Here is a 19,595-nt window from a genome sequence, read left to right on the forward strand (position 1 = left end):
GGCGAGGCGACGAGTGGAGCGACAACAACGCGGCGAGGATCGGTAAGCCATGTAGGGGCACGCGGTAAATTCGCGGAGAGAGTGCATCGACATTGCGTTAACGACGTTTCAGCTAGCGGCATTTCAGGTTTGCTGCGCAGGCATTGTGTTTTACGCGGAATTAAGGCGCGGGATGGTAAGGGGCGTGGCGTGACGATGTGCATGTGCGATTAAGTCGATGCGCGGCGTTTCATCGTTCGAACAGCGGAGTATTTTATTTCCAAAATCTCAAATATGGGATGGCGTCAAAGTTTTGGATGCAATAAGCAGTAACTTATGCATTGCAAATGTCCATAGTGGTTTTTATCGAATCAAGCGTAATGACGATGGATTTTTTCTGTCATCGGCTAAGTCGTTCCTAATCCCCTGCTGTCAGTAAAATTTTGTGCCAGGCTGTGTGTGCCGCGTCAGGCTTATGTACACCTGCCGCGATGCATCGCGCACCTGCTCTACCCAATGGAGAGATTTCCCATGATTGATCGTATGCTCCAACAGCGGTTGCTGATCACCGCTTTGTCCGCTGCCATGCTCGTGTGCAGTGGTGCCCAAGCGGTCCAGAACCAGAACGGCGCACTTCAGAACGCCAACCTGGACGCGATGACCAGTGCGTTGCGCGCTACACCCGTCAACTTCGATGTGTATCTACCGTTGCGCGATGAGGCAGGTCTGGACACGTTATTGGCGGACAGACAGGATCCGCAATCGAAGAACTACCATCATTGGTTGACGACTGACGAATTCGCGAGCCGCTTCGGCCCGCTCCCGGCGCAGGTGGCGAAGGTGCGTGCTGCCCTGCAGGCCGAGCATATGAACGTCACCCAAGAGGGCGGGACCTTGCACGTCAGCGCCAGCGCGGACAGTGTCGAGCGTTTGTTCGCCGCACCTTTGACCTTGGAGCTGCAAGCGGGCAAGCAGGCTCGCCTGACGGCTGCCAGCCCCTTGCAATTGCCGCCGGCCCTGCGCAATAGCGGTGCCGTCGTCACTGGCCTGCAACGCGGCTCGGTGCCGTATCATTTGGATTCCAAGCAAATGCCGCTGGTCAATCTGGATAACCGCCGTGGTCCCAACGGCATTTATACCTACAACGATCTGAAGCAGGCCTACGGCTATCCGTCCTACCAAGCGACGATCGGTCCGGCTGGCCATCACCAACGCCTCGACGGGACTGGCACGACCATCGCCATCTTGATTCCCAGCGATGTGTTGGACTCGGACGTGGACATGCTGTTTGACGAGGAAAATTTCAGCGTCCATGGTGCCGGCCATGTCAATCCGAAGCTGTACGCACGCCGTTATGTGGCCGGTGCCAAGCCTGGAATCAACGAGGAAATCGACGGTGCAGGGGGCGAGGCGGCATTGGATGTGGAAATGGCCATGGGCGGTGCGCCGGGTGCGCATGTCATTCTGTACGTGATACCTGATATCAGCGATGCATCGATTCTCGCCGGTTATCGGCAGATCGTGCAGGACAACGAGGCCGATGTGGTCAGTGTTTCGTTCGGTGCTTGCGAGTTGTACTTCACCCCAGCCTACAACGGCGGCAAGGACGGCACCCCGGTACTCCGCATCTACGATGCGCTGTTCCGGCAGGGCAACGCGCAGGGCATCACCTTCATTGCTTCCAGCGGCGACAACGCCGGCTTGAGTTGTGCGGACACGAATTACGCTGTCGATGGCAAGGACGGTCGCTTTGTGGCGGGTGTCGACCATCCCGCAGTCAATCCGCACGTGACCGCGGTCGGTGGTGGCAATCTGTTCACCGCCTACAAGAAAGGTAGCGGCGACTCCAGCTACGTGCGCGAGACCGCCTATGCCGATCCTTTGATTTCCAAGGATTATTACAATGTGGGCGCGATGCTATCCGGTGGTTACTGGGGGGCTGGTGGAGGTGTTAGTACGATCTTCAAACGTCCTGTCTATCAATCGCGGGCGCTGGGCGGCGGTTCCGACCAGATGCGGCTGTTGCCCGATGTCGGTATGTTGGTCGGTGGTTGTCCCGATAATGCGACGCAGCCGTGCCAGGAAGGCCGTGTGCCTTTCGCCAGTGCGGTGGTGGCGGCCTACAAGGGTAAATTCCATGGGTACATCGGCACCAGCGTCGCTGCGCCCGAGTTCGCCAGCGTCGCCGCGCTGCTGGTTGAAAAGCAGGGGCGTCAGGGAAATCTCAACTTATACCTGTACCGGCTGGCGGCTAATTATGCGAAAGCGTTCCACCGTAACATTCTTGGTTACAACGGCGTGGTCAGCAACGATGTGCCGCTCCAGGGCAAGTACAACTACACGGTGGGCCTGGGCACCCCGGACGTGCGTCTGCTGATCGGGGCGTTGGATGCGGCCCCGGCGGGCGTGCCGCGTTCTGCCAGCAATCCGTAAGGCCGCGCTGTAAAAGCACGCGCCCGCGTCGCAGCGTCGACGTGGGCGCGATGCGGATCTGGCATCGCGGCAGGTGTGCATAAGGTTCACCTGCTCTATTTATATATTATATGAAGATATCTCCCATGATTAATCGTATGCCTCACCAGCGGTTGCTGACCACGGTCTTGTCCGCTGCCATGCTCCTGTGTAGTGGCGCACAAGCAACCCAGAACCCCACGCTCCAGAACCGCACGCTGGATGCGATGACCACCGCGCTACGTGCTGCCCCGGTCACCTTCGATGTGCATCTTCCGTTGCGCGATCAAGCAGGCTTGGACGCGTTGCTGGCGGAGATGCAGGATCCGCAATCGCCGCACTACCATCAGTGGTTGAAGCCTGAAGAATTCGCGAGCCGCTTCGGCCCACTCCCGGCGCAGGTGGCGCAGGTGCGTGCCGCTCTGGAGGGCGCGCATATGACCGTCACCCAGCAGGGCGAGACCTTGCACGTCAGCGCCAGCGCGGACGATGTCGAGCGTCTGTTCGCTGTGTCTTTGACTGCGGATCTGCAAGCGGGCAAGCGGGACCGCCTCGCCTCCGACAGTCCCCTGCAATTGCCTGCGCCCCTGCGCGACAGTGGCGCTACCGTCATCGGCCTGGACCGCGGTCTGCCGCCGTATCAGGTGAATTCGATAATAAAGCAACTGAATCAGGCACAGCTGGACAACCTCAATAGCCCCACCGGCCCTTATGCCTACAACGATCTGAAACAGGCCTACGACTATCCGTCCTACCAGGCGATGATCGGGCCGCCCGGCCATCACCGCCGCCTCGACGGGACTGGCACAACCGTCGCCATCCTGATGGCCAGCGATGTGCTGGACTCGGACGTGGATCTATTTTTTAACCAGCAAAATTTCAGCCGCAATGGTGCAGGCCATGTCAATCCGAAGTTATATGCGCGCCGTTATGTGGCCGGTGCCAAGCCTGTCATCAATGATAAAAGTAGCGCAGCGCCCGAGGCGGCGCTGGATGTGGAAACGGTGCTGGGCGGTGCGCCGGGGGCGAATGTCATTCTGTACGTGATACCTGATTTCAGCGATGAATCGATTTACGCCGGTTATCGGCAGATCGTGCGGGACAACAAGGCGGACGTAGTCAGTCTCTCGCTCGGCGGCTGCGAATTGTACAGAACTCCAGCCTACAACGGCGGCAAGGACTTAACCTCGCTATTGCGCACCTACGATGAACTGTTTCGGCAGGGCAGCGCGCAGGGCATCACCTTCATCGCTGCCAGCGGCGACAACGGCGGTTTGGGTTGTGCGGACACGAATTACTTGGTCGATGGTAAGGACGGTCGCTATGTGCTTGGCGTCCAATATCCCGCCGCCGATCCGCACGTGACTGCGGTCGGTGGCGGCAATCTGTTCACCGCATACAAACAGGGCAGTGCGGACTCCAGCTACCTGCGCGAAACCGCCTATGCCGATCCCTTGACCGCCAAGGATTATTATGGCAAGGGCGCGATACTGGCCGGTGGCTATTGGGGGGCTGGTGGAGGCGTCAGTACGATCTTCAACCGTCCGCTCTATCAATTGCGGGCGCTGGGCTGCCGCTACGGGCAGATGCGGCTAGTGCCCGATGTCGGCATGCTGGTCGGCGGTTGTCCTGGTTCGGCGACGCAGCCTTGCCAGGAAGGCCGCAAGATTGGCGCCAGTGCGGCGTTGCTGGCCTACAATGGTCAAATGCATGAAGCCATCGGCACCAGCGTCGCCGCGCCTGAGTTCGCCAGCGTCGCCGCGCTGCTGGTGGAAAAGCAGGGGCGTCAGGGAAATCTCAACCCGTACCTGTACCGGCTGGCGGCCAATTATCCGAAAGCGTTCCACCGCGACATTCCGGGTTACAACGGCGTGGTCAGCAACGATGTGCCGCTCCAGGGCAAGTACAACTACACGGTGGGCCTGGGGACGCCGGACGTGCGCCTGCTGATCGGTGCGTTGGATGCGGCGCCGGCGGGCGTGCCGCGCTCTCCCAGCAATCCGTAAGTTACCGCGCGTAAAAGCATTCGCCCGCGTCGCACCCTCGACGTGGGCGTGCTGTCGGGTGTTGCTGTTCAACCCGCTCGCAGATGCTCGCGAATACGCGCTGCGATGCGTGCGGTCTCGCGGAGTGGTTCGATGCCGGCGGCAGTAGCGTCGCCGGCATCATGTGTACTAGTGAGTCGTCCGCGCTCGTGCAGCGCACGATGAAAAGCCTGGGCACGACCGCAGGCTAGTTCGGGCATCAGCACGCGTACCGGCGTGCGCGTAGCACACGCTTCGGACAGTAGGTTCACCGAGTCCGGCGTGCAGGCCAGGCGCTCTGCCCAGCCAAGAATGCCGGCATAGGGATTCGCGCCGTCGCGCTCATCGCACCAGATCACGCCCGGTAAATCGGCAAAGACACGCCGCAGCGCGGCAGCGACTTCCGCTGGCGTGCGCCGCGAGGCGCTGGCCAGGATGCTACCGCCAGTTGCACGCAGGTGCGTGGCAATCGCGTCGAAGGCGGCGCTGGCCTGTGCGCTGTTCCACGGTGCTAGGCCCGCAGGGCCGCCGACCAGCAAGCCGGTGCGCGGCGAGGGCAACATTCCCAGTTCGGGAAAGGCCGCGCGTCCCTGCGCCAGCCAGCCATCGTCGACCGGATGCAGGCTGCCAAGCAGGGTGAGCACATTGTCGCCGCGCAGGCGGTCGTGCTCCGGCACGACCAGCATGTCCCAATGTCGCGTTGGCAGGCGAGGGTCCAGCACTTGGACCACCTGGCTGCCGCGCGTGCGCAACAGGCGCGTGGCCAGCGCGGCTTGGCGGCCGCAGCCGATTGCCAGCGCTGGCGGATGACGCAGCAGATCGGCGAAGTCAGGGCCGTAAGCGCGTGTCGCGCCGGGCAGACGCCGCGGAGCCAACCAGCGCCATGGCATGTGCGGTTGCAACACGAGCGTCTGTGGCGGTTGTGCCGGGTTCACGGCCAGTGCAGCAGCCAAGGCCTCGGCTTGGCGAGCGTTACCGGCATGTCCGTCGCTTATCGCCCAACACTCATCCAATCGTTTCACCTTTGGTAGTAATCCATTGCAGCGTGATGGGCTGTTGCGACAGTCGCTTCACTCTACACTGGCTACCTCGCGTTGGGATGGCGCTTCATCCGTCATCTGGCGCTTTTGTCAACACAGGAGTATCCCGCATGTCCGCCGCCCTGCACGCCGCCGCCCTCGATCAGTTGTTTCGCACCGCCCGGACCCAGAATGCGTTTCTGGACAAGCCGGTCGACGAAGCCACGTTGCGCGCCCTGTACGACTTGGTGAAGTGGGGGCCGACCGGCGCCAATGGCAGTCCGGCGCGGTTCGTGTTCGTGACCTCGCCGCAGGGCAAGGAAAAACTCAAGCCGGCGCTGTCCGAAGGCAACCTGGCCAAGACTTTGGCCGCGCCGGTGACGGTGATCGTGGCCCACGACGAAGACTTCCACGAAAAGCTGCCCTATCTATTCCCGCACACCGACGCCAAGAGCTGGTTCGATGGCCCGCGCGAAGGCCGCAGCGAGGTTGCGTTCCGCAACGGTTCGTTGCAGGGCGCTTACCTCATCCTGGCCGCGCGCGCGCTGGGTCTGGATGCCGGCCCGATGTCCGGCTTCGACAACGCCAAGGTCGATGCAGCATTCTTCGCTGGTACCACGATCAAGTCCAACTTCCTGGTCAACCTCGGTCATGGCGATCCCAAGGGTCTGTACCCGCGCTTGCCACGCCTGAGTTTCGACGAGGCCGCACGGATTGCGTAAATCGGGCCCGGCCATTGTCCGGGCGGTCGCAGGCTCCCTGCCTGCTGCAATGCCATTCGTCATTTCAACCAAGAGAGCCTCTCCATGAAGACCCGCAATCTCCTGCTTCCGCTCGCCCTGTCTCTGGCCGTCGTCGGCGCCCAGCCGGTCAGCACGGCCTTCGCCGCGCCGGCCGCCGCCGCCGCATTCAAAGGTGTTTCCGGCACCTACAAACTCGATCCCGCGCATACCGACGTGCTGGTGCAGTGGAGTCACTTCGGCTTCTCCAATCCGTCCGCCAATTTCGGCGACGTCGAGGGCACGCTGGTCTACAACGCCCAGGACGTGAGCAAATCCAGCGTCAACGTGACCCTGCCGCTGTCGGGTCTCAACACCTTCACCGCCAAGCTCGACGAGCACCTGAGGAGCGCCGATTTCTTCGACGCGGCCAAATTTCCCACCGCCACCTTCAAGAGCACCAAGGTCACCGCGGCTGGTGCGAACAAGTTGAAGGTGGCCGGCGATCTGACCATCAAGGGCACGACCAAGCCGGTGGTGCTGGCGGTGACCCTGAATGGCGCCGGTCCGCATCCGATGCACAAGGTGCAGGCGCTGGGCTTCGACGCCACCACCACGGTCAAGCGTAGCGATTTCGGATTGAGCGCCTACGTTCCCAACGTCAGCGACGAGGTCAAGATCCGCATCACCACGGAAGCGTTGCTGCAAGAAAAGTAAGCCGATGCATGGACGAGGCGTCGCCGCGCTGGCGCCGCCTCCGGCAACGCGAACGCCCGCCGAACCGCGGGCGTTCGCGTTTTCAAGCGCAATCGGGCGTGGCGATAGATGCTTACAGCGCTTGTTCGATCGACAGCGCGTAGACCTGCACGCCGTGGCGGGTGAAGGTTGCGGTGGTGTCGCTGCCGATATTCATTTCTTCAAGCGGCGTGCCATGGGCATCGGCCAGAACCAGTTTGTAAATCGGCCCGAAGCGCGTGGTGATGTCCGTGGGGCTGATCTTCACCCGATAGGTGCCGTTGCCCGCGAGCGTGATCGGCTCGGAGAGTTGGCCAGGGGCAAGTTGCAGGCCGGTCGGTGCTTGGCGCAGATCGCCGAGCACCTGCATCATGAAGGTCTGTGTTTCGGGAAGTGCGCGGCCGTGTGCCGGCGCCTGCGTGGCGACGGGATTGACCGCCGCCGCCGTTGCCACGGGTATGATCGCGGCGATCGCGGTGGCGGCCGTGCCGAGAAGGAAGTTGCGGCGGCTGTCGTTGCTGTGGGTTGTCATGGTGGTCTACCTGTCATGTGTGCATGCATCATGGCCCATGGCCGGGCCCTGGATTCGGAGCGAAACAGCTACCTTTGTTATTGCAGTTGGTGTTGCTGCCCAAAGAGCAATTACTTGTGTTGTTACATGAAGGATTCGTGCCATTGCAGACTTCGTTCGTTGACAATGTGCCAAAACGCTGGCTTGCCAATGCTTCAATCGCGGTCGAGGTTTCCTGCTCTTCAAACAACACTTCTGCGTTTTTTCCCAAGGAAATCTTGTCTGGGTCGATGCGGATCGGCATGCGGATTCACCTTATATAGTGGCCAAGTTTGTCGTGGCCAAGCTCGAGAGCGGGCAGCCCAGCGATTGTTCGGATAGATCCGAAAATCCATTCATCCACAAGCGTAGTTTGTCGTTTGCAATCTCGATGGTGCCATCGGCATGGAGCTTCCCGAGATCGTTGCGGTCGTCGTTGAGGGCAACGGTGCATTTGCCAATCCGGCCGTTGGCGCGAATCATCAAGGAATTGGGTTTGGCTGCATAGCAAATGTAGCCATCCAGATGCTCTTCGGAGATGGGGCGTTCGCTGTTTTTTGTGCGCTCGGCGTTGTCGGTGATGTAGGCGATCGCTTCCAGGTAACGGTCGCGCGGCAACACTGTTTCTTCGATCCTGCTGCTTGGGTTGAGATTGGAGACTTTGTGGAAATAGACCGAAAAACGAGGGTCGTCCAAGAGTTCGCGATGCAGCTTGGTATAGAGCCGTTTGACCGAATCGATATTGTCTTGATGCAAGTGCAGGCGCAGCGAAATGGCGAAGTCCGATGGCAGCGCGCGATAGGCGATGAGGTTGGACCATATTTTCTGGAATGTGCCGCCCTTGTTGGCGGTGATGCGGGTTTTGTCGTGCCAGTCGGCATCGCCATCCAGGGTGATTTGGAATTCACGATGGCGCAATTGGACGAGCCGTTGCAGCAAGTCCGGTTCCAGCAGGTAACCGTTGGTGGTGAAGCCGGCATTGAATGCCACGCCATGTTGCGCGCATGTCGCGTGCGCATGCTGGCCGATGTCCATCACGACCTCGCGGGCCAGCAGCGGTTCGCCGCCGAACCAGGAAATATTCAGTCGGTCCAGAGACGGCACGCGCTTGGAGATCAAGGCCTTGATGCCGTCGACGACCTTGGGTTGCATCCGCCCTGTTGCGAAGTCTTCGTAACAATACGTGCAGCGGAAATTGCACTTCTCCGTCGGCAATAGGATGAGTGAGAAAATGCGTGGGGAAAGCGCCTCGGCGACGATGGTTTCACTGAGCATCGTCTGATTCATCCATTGCCGGGTTGTGGGCTGGGCGAACCGCTGCAAGCGCCGACATTGGATGAGCTTTGGCAGTTTCCGCTGTTGCTGCAAGTATAGTTAGTGGCGGTGCATGTGCCGGAGTTCGTGCATTTCCCCGCATTCTCGCTCAACGGGCGAATGGCCCCTTTGTTTCCTGAGGAAATCGCTGCTGCCCGCAAACGATGGTTGGCGAAGTTGAGTGATCCGTCGGGATTCAGCGTGATGCCGCGAGGGTCTATCTCGTGGAATGCTTTGTCCATTTGCGTAGCCGCCTCTTCGCATGTCTGTGAATGAGTTGGTCAGAAAGTACGGTTCTACCGAACTCCTTGGCGTAAAATTCATCACAAACTCAATGCGTGTCTACTCAAGCGACGGAGCATGCAGCCCCAGCGCTTTCGCCGCTCATTTTCCGTGGCGATACCCTGTGTTCAGCTGTCGCCCTGCTCCACCACGCGCCGTTGCATTTCGTCCAGGTAGTCGTCCAGTTCCTGGATCGAGGTGAAGATCTCGTTCAACGGCACCGCCTTGACCAGGTCGAAGACCTTGCGGATTTGCGGCGCCGGGTTGACCACCAGCACCTGGCCGTCGCGCGCGGCCAGCAGCTTACGCGCTTTGAAAATCGAGCGGATGCCAGCGCTGCTGATGTAGTCCAGTTGCGACAGGTCCAGCACCAGGGTGGTGATTGGCGTGGCCAGCAACGGTGCCAGCGCCTCGTCCAGGGTCTGGTAGGTGTGGGTGTCCAGACGCCCGCTCAGGGTGATGCGCTGGCGCTTGTCCTGCGCTGGGTCGATTTGCAAGCTCAACGTGGTCATGCGGGAAACTCCTGGGAAGCAGGGTCGAAGGGGTGCAGCAAGGTGATGCGCACGACGTTGCGGCCAGCGTCGTGGTGGTAGTCGATGCGGTCGGCCAGTTGCTTGACCAGGTGCAGCCCCAGCCCACCGATCGGGCGCTCGGCGATGTCCGCGTCCAGGTCTGGTATCGGTGCGCTGCGTGGGTCGAAGGCGGGGCCGCTGTCGTGGAATTCCAACACCAGCGTGGCGCGTTCCAGTTCCAGAATCAGCTCAATCGGCGTCTGCTCGCGGCGCAGGTGGCCATGTTCGAGTGTGTTGCAGGCCAGTTCTTCGACGATCAGCCGGGCGCGTTGCACGTGATCGGTGCGCACGCCGTGGTGTAGCAACGCGGTTTCCAGGGTGTCGGTCAGTTGCGCCAACGTGTCCAGTGCCGGTGCCATGTATAGCCGTTGTTTCATGCGGTCGTCTCCGCGGCCGAGCCGTGGTGTAGCCGAATCGCCAGTAGGGTGATGTCGTCGGACTGTGCCGCAGGTTCGGTGAATGCCTGCACATCGGTCAGTATCGCCAGGCACTGCGCTTGCGCATCGGCACCGGGTTGCAGCGCGGCCAGCAGGCGCGCCTCGCCATAAGGCCGGTTGTGTGCGTCCATCGCTTCGGTGATGCCGTCGGTGTAGCTCAGCAGTGTGGCACCGGTGGCCAGCCGCCCCTGTAGCACCGGGTAGTGCGATTGTGGCTCCAGCCCCAGTGGCGGGCCCGATTCCAACGACAGCATCTGCGCATGACCGTCGGCGTCGAGCAGCAGCGGCGGCTCGTGGCCAGCACTGGCCAGCCAGTAGTCGCCGCTATGCACGTTGATCAAGCCGCACAGCACGGTGGCGAACATACATGGTTCGTTGCCTTCCACCAGCCGCTGCGATGCCGCGATCAGGATCGCGTCCGGCCGCGTGTGCCGGCGTGCGGCCACTTCCAGCACCGTGATCGCCCGGGCCATGAACAGCGCCGCCGGCACGCCCTTGTCGGAGACGTCGCCGACCACGAACCACAGCAGCCCCGGTTCGGTCTCGACGAACTGGTAAAAATCCCCGCCGACCATCGTCGCCGGTTCCAGCAGCGCATAGGTTTCCAGGTGTTTGTGTGCGCTGTCGAAAGTGCGTGCGGCCGGTAGCATGGCATGCTGGATTTCGCGCGCGATCGACAGCTCGCTCTGCATGCGCTGCCGCGCCTGCGCCAGTGTGGCGATTTCCTGCAATTGCTGTTTGATCGAGGTGCGCGCGCTGTCGAAGGCGCGCGCCATCACCCCCACCTCGTCTTGCCGTTCCATGTGCCGCAGCGGGTAGTCGAACGCGCCCTGGCTCAAATGCACCGCCGAGTCGGTCAGGTCCTCCAGCGGCCCTGCCAGCCGCGCGGTATAGCGGTGCAGCAGCCACAGCCACAGTGCCAACGCGGTGGCACTGACCAGTCCGCCCCACATGACGATGCGGTTGAGCCCGGCCAGGATGTAGCGCTCGGACACGCTCAATGCGAAGGTCCAGCCGGTGTCGCCGACCACCGCGCTTTCGGTCAGATAGCGCTCGCCGTCGGGCGCGGTGTGGACGAAGCGGACCGGTGTGCGCGTCTGCACCGCCGCGGCCAGCGGCGACAGGTCCGGCCGGGCGCGCGCCACCTGCGCTTCCAGGGCGCGGTGAAAATGCAGTGTCGGGTCCGGGTGCAGCACGAACAGCCCATCCGGCGACAGCAGCATCGGTTGCAGTCCGGCTTTGGCCGGCAGTTTGGCGACGATGGCCCGCAGCCGCTGCAACGGCACGTCAACGCGGACCATGCCGATCGCCTGCGCTTGCGGACCATCGCCCGGCAGGCGCAGTGGCAGGTTGTAGCTGGTGAGGAATGCGCCGCCAGCCGAGGCATCTCTGTATGGTTCGGACCACCACGGTGCCGTTGCCGCCAGCGTGCGCCGGTACCACGGCATGCGTTGGTCGTCCAGGTCCAGTGCCGTGACGGGTTGTTCCAGCACGCGGTCGCGCGTGCGCTGCAGGCGCCAGGCGAAGCCGCGGTCGTCGTTCTTCAGGGTGCCCGGCTCGATCACCAACATGGTGCCGGCGATGTCCGGGTCGCCCTGTAAGGTGGCCTGCAACAGGCTGCGCAGGTTGAATGGTTGGCGCCCTACGCCGGCCGCGGCCGCGGCCAGCGTGCGCCCGCTCACCTGCACCGAGCCGAGTGTGGCCTCCAGGCTGCGCGCGGTCTGCTGGGTCAGCCGGGCCACTTCCTCGCGCGCGTTACGCACCACCACGTGCCGCGCGCCCAGGTAGAACAGCAGGGTCAGGCCGAGCAGCAATGCCGCCTGTAGCAGGCTGACCCACAGCAATAGCCGCGTGCGCAAGCTGTGCCGCCAGGCGACCGCAAAGGCGTCCTGGGTTGACGATGAGGCGGCGATGGCGGCACTCCGTAGGGGCCGGGGGCCCGATCATAAGCGCAGCCGCCTCCGTCCGGCGTGTTTGGCCCAGTGTGTGTCCCAGGCTCAATGCGACAGCACGCCCCATCCATACGCTGGCGTACGAGGCCCAGGCGGGCGGTTGCGCTACACTTGCAAGCTTCAAGAGAACACAGCCATCGCGCGCGTGCGTGCGACCTACGGGAGCGTTATGAATTGGTTGAACGAGGTGCTGCAGAACGATCCGAATCCCACTGAAACCCAGGAGTGGATCGAATCGCTCAAGGCCGTCATCGATATCGCAGGCCCCGAGCGCGCGCATCAGTTGCTGGAGGACATGGTCGAACTGACCCGACGCTCCGGCGCCTATCTGCCGTTCTCGCCGACCACCGAGTACGTCAACACCATTTCTCCCGCCAACGAGGCCAAGAGCCCAGGCGATGCGGCCATCGAGTGGAAGATCCGCTCGATCATCCGCTGGAACGCAATGGCCACTGTGGTGCGCGCCAACCGCAAGCCGGGCGACCTTGGCGGTCACATCGCGTCCTTCGCCTCCAGCGCCACCCTGTACGACGTGGGCTTCAACCACTTCTGGCGTGCGCCCTCGGAGCAGCACCCCGGCGACCTGCTCTATATCCAGGGCCATAGCTCCCCGGGCATCTATTCCCGCGCCTTCCTCGAAGGCCGCATCAGCGAAGACCAGCTCAACAATTTCCGCATGGAAGTGGGCGGGCAGGGCATTTCCTCCTATCCGCACCCGTGGCTGATGCCAGACTTCTGGCAAACCCCCACCGTGTCGATGGGCCTGGGCCCGCTCAGCGCCATCTACCAGGCGCAGTTCATGAAGTACTTGGAACACCGCGGCCTGATCGAAAAATCCGACCGCAAGGTGTGGTGCTTCATCGGCGACGGCGAGAGCGACGAACCCGAGACCCTGGGCGCCATCGCCCTGGCCGGCCGCGAAGGCCTGGACAACCTCATCTTCGTGGTCAACTGCAATCTGCAACGCCTGGACGGCCCGGTGCGCGGCAACGGCAAGATCATCCAGGAGTTGGAAGGCGTGTTCCGTGGCGGTGGCTGGAACGTCATCAAGCTGCTGTGGGGCGGTTACTGGGACGCCCTGCTGGCCAAGGACAGCAACGGTGTGCTGCGCAAGCTGATGATGGAAACCGTTGATGGCGAATACCAGAACTGCAAGGCCTTCGGCGGTGCGTACACCCGCGCCAATTTCTTCGGTAAATATCCGGAGACCGCAGCCATGGTCGCCGGCCTGTCCGACGAGGACATCTGGCGCTTGAACCGCGGCGGCCACGATCCGCACAAGGTCTACGCCGCCTACCACCAGGCGGTGAACACACAGGGCATGCCCACCGTGATCCTGGCCAAGACGGTCAAGGGCTACGGCATGGGCTCGGCCGGCGAGGCGCTGAACCCGACCCACCAGACCAAGAAGCTGGACGACGACGCCGTGCGTGCGTTCCGCGACCGCTTCAATATCCCGCTCAGCGACAAGCAACTGGCCGACGCCGAGCAGGTGCCGTTCTACCACCCCGGCCCGGATTCGCCGGAAGTGCAGTATCTGCAGCAGCGCCGCGCCGCGCTCGGCGGCTACCTGCCGCAGCGTCGTCGCAAGGCCAGCCTGTCCATCCCCGCACCGGGCCTGGACAAGTTCGAGCGCTTGCTTAAGGACAGCGGCGAGCGCACCTACTCCACCACCATGGCCTTCGTGCAGAGCCTCAACATCGCCCTGCGCGACAAGGAACTGGGCCCGCGCATCGTGCCGATCGTGGCCGACGAAGCGCGCACCTTCGGCATGGAAGGCATGTTCCGGCAGATCGGCATCTACGCCCCGTTCGGCCAGAAGTACAAGCCGGTGGACGCGGATCAGTTGATGTTCTACCGCGAAGATCAGTCCGGCCAGGTGCTGCAACAAGGCATCAGCGAGCCGGGCGCGATCTCCTCGTGGATGGCCGCCGGCACCAGTTACTCGGTCAGCGACGTGCCGATGCTGCCGTTCTACATTTATTACTCCATGTTCGGCTTCCAGCGCGTGGGCGATATCGCTTGGCAGGCGGCGGACATGCGCACCCGCGGCTTCCTGCTCGGCGGTACCGCTGGTCGCACCACGCTCAACGGTGAAGGTCTGCAACACGAAGACGGCTTCAGCCAGATCGTCGCCGGCGGCATTCCCAACGTGCGCAGCTACGACCCGACCTTCGGCTTCGAGGTTACCGTGGTCATGCAGTACGGCATCCAGCGGATGATGCAGGAGCAGGTGGACGAGTACTACTACATCACCCTGATGAACGAGAACTACGCCCACCCGGACATGCCGGCGGGCGCGGAGCACGGCATCATCAAGGGCATGTACCTGCTCAAGGATGCCGGCAAGCTCAAGAAGGGCGAACTGCGCGTGCAACTGTTGGGCTCGGGCACCATCCTGCGCGAAGCCATCGCCGCCGCTGAGCTATTGGAAAAGGACTTCGGCGTCACTGCCGACATCTGGTCCTGCCCCAGCTTCAACGAACTGCGCCGCGACGGTTTCGACGTCGAGCGTTGGAACCGCCTGCATCCGGAAGCCACGCAGCGCAAGCCCTACGTCACCGAGCTGCTGGAAGGCCGCCAAGGTCCAGCCATCGCCGCCACCGACTACGTACGCGGCTTTGCCGACCAGATCCGCGCCTTCGTGCCGATGGGCTACACGGTGTTGGGCACCGACGGTTTCGGCCGCAGCGATACCCGCACCAACCTGCGCCGCTTCTTCGAGGTGGACCGTTACTACATCGCCCACGCCGCCATCGCCGCGTTGGCGAAGGAAGGCAAGATGACCGGCAAGGACGTGGCGAAGGCGATCAAGCAGTACAAGATCGATCCGGAGAAGGCGAATCCGGTTGGGGTTTGACCAACTCCCGATGCAATAACGTATTGCCCCTCTCCTGCCCAGGCGGGAGAGGGCGTCTGAAATGAAGAGGGCGCTCTTCCGCTGGCTGGCTCCGCATTCGCAAGGACCGCGAACATGCCCCCGAACCTACGATGTGCTGCAATACCTCAAGGACGCAGGCTGGCACCAAGTCGGCCAGATTGGCAGCCATCGCCAGTTCAAGCACCGCGTCTACCCGGGTCGCTGACAGTGGCCCCGGCAAGCCGAGCGATGATGTGGCTGCCGGCATGTTGAACAGCATCTTGAAGCAGGCCGGCCTGAAGAGGGAATCGCCATGCGCTACGCCGTTGTCATCGAGCAAGCCGGTAACAACGACTCTGCTTACGTGCCGGATTTGCCGGGGTGTGTCGCGACAGGAGCGACGATCGCGGAGGTGGGCGGTTTGATTCGCGAAGCAATCGGGTTGCATTTAGCCGGCATGCGCGAGGATGGCGAAGTGATTGCGCTGCCGTCGAGTCGGGTGGAATATGTGGATGTGGCGGCGTGATAAGGATGAAGATCAGGTTTTTCCTCGCTTGAAGATGTGCTGAGCGATGCTCCGTCAGGTCATGTGTGAAAGTCTTGCCATCTCTGACAGCGATGGATAAAAAATTTCGTGGTCGATTCCGTTTGAAGTCGGGAAAAGGTTTAGTAAGTCTCAGATTAACTTCACCTTGTTTTTGGTTTTGCGCAGGAAATCAAAAATTTACATGGCCCGCACGGCGACTAATTAGATCGTCCTTCTTGGTGGGGTGAACAAGTCAGCCTCTCGATATCAGCGACTTTAAAATTCAATGGATTTTTAGCGAAAAAATAGGAGGTGTTAGCTGTCAATCGCGTAGGCGCGGATGGGCAGACCACTCCGGTGGATGTCAAGCCAGTTCCCAAGCACTGCGAATAGGGGATGCCGGTGCCGAAGCCGCTCCGAGAGGAGGTTGCAGCCGGGGCTAGAGCATGACGAATCTGTCGGCATTGAAGCTGATGCGGCAGATGGGTGTGAGCTACACCCAGTCGTCTGGCGGTTCAAGCACAAGCTGTTGCAGGCGATGAGCGAACGCGAAGCGGGTCGTCAGTTGCCACCTGACATGCAATCGCGTGCAGCAGGCTAGTCGTTAACGCCGATGTACTGGTCCTTCAGCCGCACGTAGTGCTGCGCGGAATAGTGCAGGCTCTCGATTTCCTTGTCGCTGAGCAGGCGCGCCGGCCGCGCGGGGTTGCCCAGCCACAGCTCGCGCTCGCCCACGGTCTTGCCCGGGCCGACCACCGCGCCAGCGCCGACAAATCCGTATTTCCTGACGGTGGCGCCGTCGAGGATGCATGCGCCCATGCCGATCAGGCACAGATCTTCGATGGTGCAGGCGTGCAAAATGGTGCCGTGGCCGACGGTCACGTCCGCGCCGATCACCGTGGGGTAGCCGGCCTTGTTGTATGGGCTGTGGTGGCTGACGTGCACGATGGTGCCGTCTTGGAGATTGCTGCGTGCGCCGATGCGCACATGGTTGACGTCGCCGCGGATCACTGTGCCTGGCCACACCGACACGTCCTCCTCCAGCACCACGTCGCCGATGATAGTGCAGGCCGGGTCCAGGTAGACGCGGTCGCCGAGTTGAGGGGTCTTATCGAGGAATGGGCGGATCGGGGGCATGGCGGTCTGCGACGATGGCGGCCAATGGCCGGAGTGGCGGACGATGATAGCCTGCGTGCCAACCCAGCCGCCGCCGTGCAGGGCGCGCGGATGCCGGTGCCATCGTCGCGATGCGGGCCTTGGGCATGCTCGGTCTTTTTGCGCATCGGGTTGGGTCACGCGATACGTCAATGTTAAATGCAACGCAGTACATTGCATCGGGTCAGGCAAGCGCGGTAGCGTCCGGCTGCTGTCTTTCCGCCATTTTCCCTGTAGGAATTTCGTCATGCCGCATGCTGCCGCTGTACCAGGCTCCCTCGTGCAGGACCGCATGGGCGGCTTCCAATGGATGGCCATCGGGATTTGCGTGTTGTTGACCATGCTCGATGGCTTCGATGTGATGGTGATGGCATTCACCGCATCGCATGTGTCCGACGAGTGGCAGTTATCCGGCAAGCTCCTGGGAGGCTTGCTCAGTGCCGGTTTGATCGGTATGGCGGTGGGCTCGTTGTGCTTGGCGCCGTTGGCCGATCGTTGGGGGCGGCGGCGCCTGATCCTGGGTTGCCTGGCGATTCTCACCGTGGGCATGGGAGCCTCGGCGATGGCGCAGAATGTGCAGCAGCTTTGGGTCTTGCGGGTGTTCACCGGCCTGGGCATCGGCGGCATGTTTCCCGGCGTGGGGGCGATCACCGCCGAATACGCCAGCGCCAAGTGGCGCAGCACGGCGGTGGTGTTGCAGACCACCGGCTATCCGATCGGTGCCGCATTCGGTGGCGTGATCGCCGACTTGATCCTCGAACACTGGCACTTGCACTGGCATGCGGTATTTTTGTTCGGCGCGGGGTGTTCGCTGCTGTTTATGCCGCTGGTGCTGGCGTGCTTGCCCGAGTCGCTGGATTTCCTGATTGGTCGGCGCCCGCCCAACGCGCTGGCCCAGCTCAACGCGACGTTGCTGCGCATGCGGCAGGCGCCATTATCGGAATTGCCCGCGTTGCCGCGGCGCGATGCCGTTCCACGCCAGGGCTATGCCGTGCTGTTCGTCGGTGCGATGCGTCGCCGTTCGCTGTTGCTCGCACTGGCGTTCTTCTTGCACATGTTCGCGTTCTATTTCGTGCTGAGCTGGACACCCAAGTTATTGGTCGCCGCCGGGATGTCGGTGCAGCAGGGGATCACGGGCGGGACCTTGCTCAACCTGGGGGGGATTGTCGGCGGCGGTGTGTTCGGTTGGCTGGCAGTGCGCTGGTCCTTGCGCTGGTTGACCTTGGGGATGTTCCTGCTGGCGGCGCTGGCGATGCTGGTTTTTGCCGGTTACAGCACCCAACTGGCGGCGGCCTTCGCGATTGCACTGTTCATCGGTGCGGCCGTGTTCGCGGCGATGTCCGGACTGTACGCGACCGCACCGGTGGTATTCGATGCGTGGATCCGCGGCACCGGCCTGGGGTGGGCCATCGGGATCGGCCGCCTCGGCGCGATCCTGTCGCCGCCGACGGTGGGCTTGTTGATCGATGCGGGGTGGGAGCCGTCGCGGCTGTACATGATCTTTACGCTGCCTTTACTGCTGGCGGCCGCGGCCTTGCTGGCGTTGCGTGCACGCTGAACCGTCTACGCTACGGTTGGCCCGCGCGTCCACGTCGATGGCGGCAGCTAACGGGAAAATGCTCCATTATCGAAATTTACGTTCGCTGACATAAATCCACCGTTATTTGCGGTGGGCCAGAGGCAGGTTTTTCCGACGTTTCTCCCGCATTTGTGAAGGCTGTACAACACGTTCGTGTTGCCGATGGTGCAGTGCGACACATGAGTGGAGTATCGTTGACAGTTTCATCACAGCCGTATCATCGCCCATGTACGACGTCGTTCCGGGGCTCCGTCGCCTCTCCTGTTGTGCTCTATTGCCGTTGGTCGTCCTGTCGTCCCTGGTCGTCGGCGTCGGTGGCTGCTCTGGCGATAAGCCGTCCGCTGTGTCGCTGTCGCGGGTCGGGGTGATGACCTTGAGCGCCCATGCGCTTCCGGTAGAGCGCACTCTGCCCGGGCGCACGGTGGCTTACGAGACGGCGGATGTGCGGCCGCAGGTCGGCGGGCTGCTGCGCCAGCGACTCTTCGTGGAGGGCCAGGAGGTCAAGGCCGGGCAGCCGCTGTACCAGATCGACCCGGCGCCCTATCAGGCCGCCTACGACATCGCCCGTGGCAATCTGGTTCAGGCCGAGGCGGCGCTGGCCAGTGCGCGACCCAAGGCCGAGCGTTACCGCACCCTGGTCGGGATGGACGCGGCCAGCAAACAGGACGCCGACGATGCGATTTCCGCGCTGCGCCAGGACGAGGCGGCGGTGATCGCGGCCAAGGCGGGGCTGCAGGCGGCGCGCATCAATTTGGATTACACCCGGATCACCGCGCCCATTTCTGGCCGCACCGGCGCCTCGGCCTATACCGTCGGCGCGCTGCTCACCGCCGCGCAGGATGCCGCGCTGACCACGATCCAGCGACTGGACCCGATCTATCTGGACGTCACTCAGTCCAGTACGCAGATCCTGGCGCTGCGCCGCCAGCTCGACGCTGGACGCATCCGCGCCATCGACGGCAAGGCACAGGTGCAGGTGCGCTTGGAGGACGGCAGTACGTATCCGCATGCGGGCACGTTGGAGTTCGTCGGTACCCAGGTCAACGCCGGTACCGGCAACGTTACCCTGCGTGCGGTGGTCCCCAATCCGGAACATCTGCTTTTGCCAGGCATGTATCTACGCGCGGTGCTGCCGATGGCCACCAATCAGGGCGCAATCTTGGTGCCGCAGCAGGCGGTCACGCGCGACAGCAAGGGCGAGCCGCTGGTCAAGCTGCTCGACGCGCATAACCGGGTGGTGGAACGCCACATTCGCACTGGCGACGCGCTGGGCCACGATTGGGTGGTGGAGGACGGACTCAAGCCGGGCGAGCGGCTCATCGTGGTGAACGGCAGCCGCGCCGAGATCGGCAAGACGGTGACGCCATATCCGGTCAGCGCCGCCGAACTCGACGCCGCGCCAACGGTGCCTGGCGCCGCCCAGGCCGACTGAGGACTTCCG

General features: G+C 62.5%; 16 protein-coding genes. 8 read left to right on the forward strand and 8 right to left on the reverse strand.

Going from position 1 to position 19,595, the window contains the following annotated elements:
- The first annotated feature begins 510 nt into the window (after nucleotides 1-510).
- Both XaFJ1_RS01310 and XaFJ1_RS01315 read left to right on the forward strand, forming a co-directional pair.
- Nucleotides 511-2,412 (forward strand): S53 family peptidase, encoded by a 1,902-nt coding sequence (locus XaFJ1_RS01310; RefSeq protein ID WP_012914886.1) that lies wholly within the window; start codon nucleotides 511-513, stop codon nucleotides 2,410-2,412.
- Between the two features lie 125 nt (nucleotides 2,413-2,537).
- A complete protein-coding gene (locus XaFJ1_RS01315; RefSeq protein WP_012914887.1) occupies nucleotides 2,538-4,436 on the forward strand; it encodes a S53 family peptidase in 1,899 nt (632 codons plus the stop codon).
- Between the two features lie 68 nt (nucleotides 4,437-4,504).
- Here the strand turns inward: XaFJ1_RS01315 and XaFJ1_RS01320 are convergent, their stop codons facing one another.
- Nucleotides 4,505-5,476 carry a mitochondrial fission ELM1 family protein gene (locus XaFJ1_RS01320; RefSeq protein ID WP_045756680.1) on the reverse strand — a complete coding sequence of 324 codons (972 nt, stop codon included), beginning with the start codon at nucleotides 5,474-5,476 and terminating at the stop codon, nucleotides 4,505-4,507.
- 128 nt (nucleotides 5,477-5,604) lie between these two features.
- Between XaFJ1_RS01320 and XaFJ1_RS01325 the strand changes: the two genes are divergently transcribed.
- Together XaFJ1_RS01325 and XaFJ1_RS01330 are read left to right on the forward strand one after the other, a co-directional pair.
- Nucleotides 5,605-6,195, forward strand: a complete 591-nt coding sequence (locus XaFJ1_RS01325; RefSeq protein ID WP_012914889.1) for a malonic semialdehyde reductase — start codon at nucleotides 5,605-5,607, stop codon at nucleotides 6,193-6,195.
- 84 nt (nucleotides 6,196-6,279) lie between these two features.
- Complete coding sequence (locus tag XaFJ1_RS01330) at nucleotides 6,280-6,909, forward strand: YceI family protein (RefSeq protein ID WP_012914890.1); 630 nt, start codon at nucleotides 6,280-6,282, stop codon at nucleotides 6,907-6,909.
- Between the two features lie 112 nt (nucleotides 6,910-7,021).
- On the opposite strand, the gene XaFJ1_RS01335 is transcribed toward XaFJ1_RS01330, so the two are convergent.
- From XaFJ1_RS01335 to XaFJ1_RS01360, 6 genes are all read right to left on the reverse strand, one after another.
- Complete coding sequence (locus XaFJ1_RS01335; RefSeq protein WP_012914891.1) at nucleotides 7,022-7,459, reverse strand: hypothetical protein; 438 nt, start codon at nucleotides 7,457-7,459, stop codon at nucleotides 7,022-7,024.
- Between the two features lie 28 nt (nucleotides 7,460-7,487).
- Nucleotides 7,488-7,742, reverse strand: coding sequence for a hypothetical protein (locus tag XaFJ1_RS01340; RefSeq protein WP_146084038.1), 255 nt, complete (start codon nucleotides 7,740-7,742; stop codon nucleotides 7,488-7,490).
- A gap of 11 nt (nucleotides 7,743-7,753) precedes the next feature.
- A complete protein-coding gene (locus XaFJ1_RS01345) occupies nucleotides 7,754-8,752 on the reverse strand; it encodes a radical SAM protein (RefSeq protein WP_187388420.1) in 999 nt (332 codons plus the stop codon).
- A gap of 449 nt (nucleotides 8,753-9,201) precedes the next feature.
- The gene (locus tag XaFJ1_RS01350; RefSeq protein ID WP_012914893.1) at nucleotides 9,202-9,585 is read right to left on the reverse strand and encodes an STAS domain-containing protein; all 384 of its coding nucleotides are present in this window, start codon (nucleotides 9,583-9,585) and stop codon (nucleotides 9,202-9,204) included.
- A complete protein-coding gene (locus XaFJ1_RS01355) occupies nucleotides 9,582-10,022 on the reverse strand; it encodes an ATP-binding protein (RefSeq protein WP_045756682.1) in 441 nt (146 codons plus the stop codon). The genes XaFJ1_RS01350 and XaFJ1_RS01355 overlap by 4 nt, the downstream gene beginning before the upstream one ends.
- Nucleotides 10,019-11,995: a SpoIIE family protein phosphatase gene (locus XaFJ1_RS01360; protein ID WP_045756683.1), complete on the reverse strand. Its 1,977-nt coding sequence runs from the start codon at nucleotides 11,993-11,995 to the stop codon at nucleotides 10,019-10,021. Before XaFJ1_RS01360 ends, XaFJ1_RS01355 begins: the two co-directional genes overlap by 4 nt.
- A 208-nt stretch (nucleotides 11,996-12,203) precedes the next feature.
- Between XaFJ1_RS01360 and aceE the strand changes: the two genes are divergently transcribed.
- A complete protein-coding gene (aceE, locus tag XaFJ1_RS01365) occupies nucleotides 12,204-14,894 on the forward strand; it encodes a pyruvate dehydrogenase (acetyl-transferring), homodimeric type (RefSeq protein WP_012914896.1) in 2,691 nt (896 codons plus the stop codon).
- A gap of 313 nt (nucleotides 14,895-15,207) precedes the next feature.
- Nucleotides 15,208-15,420, forward strand: coding sequence for a type II toxin-antitoxin system HicB family antitoxin (locus XaFJ1_RS01370; protein WP_012914897.1), 213 nt, complete (start codon nucleotides 15,208-15,210; stop codon nucleotides 15,418-15,420).
- A gap of 597 nt (nucleotides 15,421-16,017) precedes the next feature.
- Here the strand turns inward: XaFJ1_RS01370 and XaFJ1_RS01375 are convergent.
- Complete coding sequence (locus XaFJ1_RS01375; protein WP_012914899.1) at nucleotides 16,018-16,557, reverse strand: gamma carbonic anhydrase family protein; 540 nt, start codon at nucleotides 16,555-16,557, stop codon at nucleotides 16,018-16,020.
- 265 nt (nucleotides 16,558-16,822) lie between these two features.
- Here XaFJ1_RS01375 and XaFJ1_RS01380 point away from each other — a divergent pair, with 265 nt between their 5' ends.
- Both XaFJ1_RS01380 and XaFJ1_RS01385 read left to right on the forward strand, forming a co-directional pair.
- Nucleotides 16,823-18,133, forward strand: coding sequence for an MFS transporter (locus XaFJ1_RS01380; protein WP_012914900.1), 1,311 nt, complete (start codon nucleotides 16,823-16,825; stop codon nucleotides 18,131-18,133).
- A 247-nt stretch (nucleotides 18,134-18,380) separates the two neighbouring features.
- Nucleotides 18,381-19,586 (forward strand): efflux RND transporter periplasmic adaptor subunit, encoded by a 1,206-nt coding sequence (locus XaFJ1_RS01385; protein ID WP_045756684.1) that lies wholly within the window; start codon nucleotides 18,381-18,383, stop codon nucleotides 19,584-19,586.
- Nucleotides 19,587-19,595 lie beyond the last annotated feature (9 nt).

The sequence above is a fragment of the Xanthomonas albilineans genome (assembly GCF_009931595.1).
Lineage (GTDB): Bacteria > Pseudomonadota > Gammaproteobacteria > Xanthomonadales > Xanthomonadaceae > Xanthomonas_A > Xanthomonas_A albilineans.